This window comes from Promineifilum sp. (SeqCode), from assembly GCF_041918635.1.
In the GTDB taxonomy this organism is placed as follows: Bacteria; Chloroflexota; Anaerolineae; order Promineifilales; family Promineifilaceae; genus Promineifilum.
In genome coordinates this window covers 1-4,516 of record NZ_JAYRVJ010000775.1, presented here as the reverse complement: position 1 = coordinate 4,516, position 4,516 = coordinate 1, and the positions used below count along the sequence as shown (strand labels likewise).

Genomic DNA, 4,516 nt, shown 5'->3' with positions numbered 1-4,516 from the left:
ATGACCACGCGCCGGCCGTTCTGGGTGGCCCAGTAGGCGGCGGGCAGCAGGTAGCCCAGGCTTTTGCCCGTGCCCGTGCCGGCTTCCACCAGGACGTGCCGGCCGGAATTGAACGCGTCGGCCACGGTCTGCATCATCTCGACCTGTTGCGGCCGGTGCTCGAAGCCGGGGAAGGCGCGATCGAAATGTCCGCCGGGCCGGATGAACGCGGTCAGCCGGGCTACGTCCAGCGGCCGGGGGTGTTCGTCGGGCGTGAGGGGCTGGCCTTCCGGGCGCGGGGCGTTGTAGAGGCGTTGCAGCCGGCCGCGGTTGCGCAGTTCCGGCCCCTCAAAGGCGTGGCGCGCCCGCTCGGCCAGCACGTCCTCAAAGAAGAGCGCCTCCGGCCAGCCCAATCGCCGGCCGGCCTCGACGATCTCTTCGAGTTGAGCCAGCGACAACGCCAGGGCGCGCTCGCGCAGCGCCAGGAACAGCTCGACCGTCTGGATGGCGTCGTTCAGGGCGCGGTGGTTCTGACCCTCCTCCAGCGGGAAGTGGAGATAGTCGGCCAGCGCGCCCAGGCTGAAGCGGCCCGCCTCCGGCACCAGGATGCCGGCCAGCGCCACGGTGTCGATGCGCGGGTTGCCGTGGGCCAGATGGGCCTCGCGCAGGAAGCCGAGATCGAACTCGACGTTGTGGCCCACGATGACGTAGTCGCCCAGCTTCGTCTTGAGGCGCGAGCGGAGGCTGAACAGGCTGGGCGCGTCGGCGACCATCTCCTGGGTGATGCTCGTCAACTGGCTGACGAAGGGCGGGATGTCGCGCAAAGGGTTGATCAGCGACGAGAACTCATCGAGCACATCGTTGCCGCGAAAGGTCACGACGGCCACCTCGATGATGGCATCGCGCGTCGGGTCCAGGCCGGTCGTCTCCACGTCGACCGCAACGTAGGTGGGGGTCATGGAGAGGGATTATATCATTTGTTCTATAGGAGTCATAGGTAATTGGGCAGGGGAGCAGGGGAGCAGGGGGCGGGGGAGCAGGGGTGAAAGGCGCTTTCTCCGCTGCTCCTCGCTCAATGCGCTTCTACGCGCATCGAGAAGCTCCAATCACAGCGATCGCGGCCGCTGAGGGAGTCGGCCTGGCCGGCCACGACTTCAACGAAGACCTGGTAGCTGCCCGATTCGACGGCCGGCCCGCCAACACCCCAGGTGTAGCGTCCCTGGTCATCACGGGGCCAGGGGCCGCAATCCGGCTCGTTGCCGCCGAAGATACAGTAGGGAGCGGTCGTTTCGTCCTTGGCGTAGTTCAGGTTGTCGCCCACGACGATGAAGCGCACGCCGCGGATGCCGTCGCCGTCGTTGGCCCCCACCCGATTGTCAAGGGCCAGCGCTCGGAAAAGCCCTTCGGGGACAGGATCGACGCGGCTGAGAATGTTGGCCGTATCCTCACAGATGCCAGCCGGCGCGTCGTTGTCCACATCAGGCCGCTCCCTGGGCACGGGCAGGCTCGCGCCGGGCGGCGTCGGCTCCACGCGGGTCGGCTCCTCCGGCACGGCCGCGCCCCGGCAAGCGACCAAAAGGAGCATTGCGCTCACGCCAGCCAATCCTAAAGCCCGTTTGCCAACCATACCGCTTATGTTCACTACCAACACCCCAAAGCCAATCTGCGTAATCTGCGAAATCTGTGGATTCCCTCTTCTATGGCACTGTCACTCGAAACTCGAAGTTCCAATTCCAGACGTTGCCGAAGTCCGGGTCCGGCTCATCGGCGGTCACGTTGATCGAGGCGAAGTAGTCGCCGCTCTGCACGATCGGCCCGCCCTCGCCCCAGGTAAACTGTCCCTGACTATTGACCGGCCAGGGGTTGCACGTCGGCTCGCCGCCGCCAAAGACGCAGAAGCCGGCCGTGCTCTCGCGCCGGAAGTAGTCCACGCCATTGCCGGTAATGCTGAACTCGGCTGATTCGATGCCCGCGCCCTCGAACTCGCCCACGTTCAGGTCGCGCACGTCCATACGGAACAGAAAGGTCGGATCCACGATGACCTCGCCCAGCACGTGGCCGGTCGGGAAAGAGCCGCCGGGCGCGTCGTTGTCGATGTCGGGCCGGGCAATGAAAGGCGTCACGGTGGGCGTCGGCGAGGCGAGCGGAGCGGGCGTGGGCGGGATGGTGTCGGCCGGCGGCAGGATTGCCAGGTCAATGTTGCACGCGATCCACTGCGGCCCGGCGCTGACCCAGGCCACCTGATCCGTGCCCGCTACCTGCACCAGCACCCACTGGCCCAGCGGGTAGCCAATGGGGCTGAGGGCCAGCGGGATGAGTTGAGCATCCACGCCCACCAGACCGATGGGCGGGTCATAGACCGTGCCGGGGCCGGAACGCAGGTAGACGCCGTTGACAACGGTGCAGACGCCCGCCTGAGTCGTGGGCGCGTTGGCCGTCGTCGGCGAGGGTAGCGTATCCGGGGCGGGCGTCGGCTCGCTGGCCGTCGGCGCGCCGGTCGCGGTCGGCGCCAGCGTGGGCGTCGGCGGGGTTGTCGCATCGGGTGGCGGCGGGCTGCTCAGCGCGGCAACCGTCTGGGCCACGGAGATGGCGACCACCGTCTGCTGCACCGAGGTCGCAACCGGATCGTCGATGACGACACCCACCGTCGGCTCGGTCACGTCGCCGCCGCCCCCGCCGCCGCAAGCGGCGAGCAGCGGCAACAGGCCCGCCAGCAGGAGTAGGACATTCCATCGTCTGATACCCATTATTCGCCCCCGGCCGGCTGAAGCAGCGCGTCGATGCTCGTTACGCATAATCCCTCCACGATGTGTTCAACCATGTACGTATCGATCGGGAACGCCTCCCCCTGTCGCACACAGTCGTTGAAATAACCTAGAGCCGTATCCCGCGCGGCGATGGCTTCGTCAGTCGCGCCGCGCACGCTCAGCAGGAAGGCTTTCCAGTGATAGAACGTGCCCAGCGCCTGATAGGTTTGCGCCGCGAGACGGGGGTCATTGGCCGTGTCAAACCGCTCCAGGTCTTGCTCCAGCGCGGCAATGGCCCGGTCGATGTGGCTCTCGGCTGTCGTCCGGTCGCCCTGCAAATCGGCCACGTCGGACAGCACGCGCAGGCTGATCCCCTGGCCCAGCCGGGCGATGCTGGCCACGGGCACGCCGTAGGTCTCGATCTGCTCCGGCTGGCCGGCAATCGGGTTGTAGGCGTCGAGCGCGGCTTGCGCCTCCGATTGGACGGTGCGCAACGCCACCTCCCGTTCCTCGCCGGCGGGCAGGTCTTCGGCGGCGTTGAGCAGCCGTTGGGCGCGGACAAAATGGACGCTGCCCTGGCCGATGTGCGCCCGGGCGTTATCGGGGTTCAGGCGCAGCGCCTCGGCAAATGCGGCGTCGGCTGCGACCAATTGCGCTTCGTCCCCGCCGGCCCGTTGGGCGCTGTAGAAGTGCTCCTGCCCCAGGAAGTACTGGACGATGTCCGAGTCCGGCGCGAACTCGGCGGCGCGCTCAAGCGCGTCAATGGCCTCAGCCTGCTCGCCGATGATCTCCTTTCGCAAGCCCAAAGATAACCAGGCCAGGGCGTTGGCCAGCGGATCCAGTTCGCGCCACACCTCCTCGGCCGGGTCGGTGGCGTCGAAGACGGGGATGCGCGTTGTGAATTCGTAGTTGCCGATCATCTGACCCACGTCCGCGTCGAATTGCGGCTGCACGTGGAAGCGCACGATGAGATTGGCCCCGCCGGCGCTCGGTTCGGCCACGCCGTGGATGACCATGTCGGCGTTCAGCGCGCCAGCGGCCTCGGCCGGGTCGGTCGCGTCCAGCGGCGGCGGGCCGACCACGCCGATCACGACGTTGTGCTCGCTGAGCAATTCCGGGCTGTCATACCAGACCAGTACCTCCGGCTGCTCAGCCAACTCGCGCTGCAAAGCCGCGCCGATGCGCTGGGCGACGCGCAGGCCGCCGTCGTGGCTGTCGTTGGTCAGCCGTCCATCGGCGTCCAACACGGCGAACTCGGCCACGGCGATGTTGAAGTTGCCGTCCATTTGATCCGGTTCAGCCGGTGGGCTGAAGACGCCCCGGCTATAGAGCACCGCGACGACAACGGCCAGCAATAGGACGGCGGCGACGCCAGCCAGGATGCGCTGGTTGCGCGCGGCGGCGGCCAACTGGCGGGCGCGCCGAGTCTCTTCCTCAGCCGCGGCCCGGCTGGCGTCCAGAAACTCGCTCTCGGCCACGCTCAACGGATCGGGCGCGTCGGTCGTCCAGGCCAGCGTCTGCGCCAGTCGCGCCCCCCGGTAGAGCGCGCCGGGGTCGCGTTCCAACTTGAGCCAGTCGTTCACGTCCTGGGTCAACTGACGGTGGCGAATGAGCGCCTCGCGGTCCTGGTCGAGCCAGTGGCGCAGGGTGGGCCACTCGCGGATGAGCGCCTCGTGGGCCACCTCGACGATCTTCGTGTCGCCGGGCGGCGCGACGCCGGTCAGCACCAGCCGCGAATCGACCAGGATGTCCAGGACGGCTTCGAGCACGTGCGGATCGGTGGCGCGGGT

General features: G+C 67.7%; 3 protein-coding genes and 1 pseudogene. All 4 read right to left on the bottom strand.

Annotated features, from left to right (window positions below; genetic code table 11):
* Nucleotides 1-938 (bottom strand): exonuclease domain-containing protein (locus tag ACE3UY_RS22270; RefSeq protein WP_374689666.1); only part of this gene is annotated, 938 nt, incomplete at its 3' end.
* Between the two features lie 113 nt (nucleotides 939-1,051).
* Nucleotides 1,052-1,573 (bottom strand): hypothetical protein, encoded by a 522-nt coding sequence (locus ACE3UY_RS22265; protein ID WP_374689665.1) that lies wholly within the window; start codon nucleotides 1,571-1,573, stop codon nucleotides 1,052-1,054.
* Between the two features lie 103 nt (nucleotides 1,574-1,676).
* Nucleotides 1,677-2,726, bottom strand: coding sequence for a hypothetical protein (locus tag ACE3UY_RS22260; RefSeq protein ID WP_374689664.1), 1,050 nt, complete (start codon nucleotides 2,724-2,726; stop codon nucleotides 1,677-1,679).
* Nucleotides 2,726-4,516, bottom strand: a pseudogene (locus ACE3UY_RS22255) (hypothetical protein); the annotation flags it as partial. The pseudogene ACE3UY_RS22255 and the gene ACE3UY_RS22260, both read right to left, overlap by 1 nt.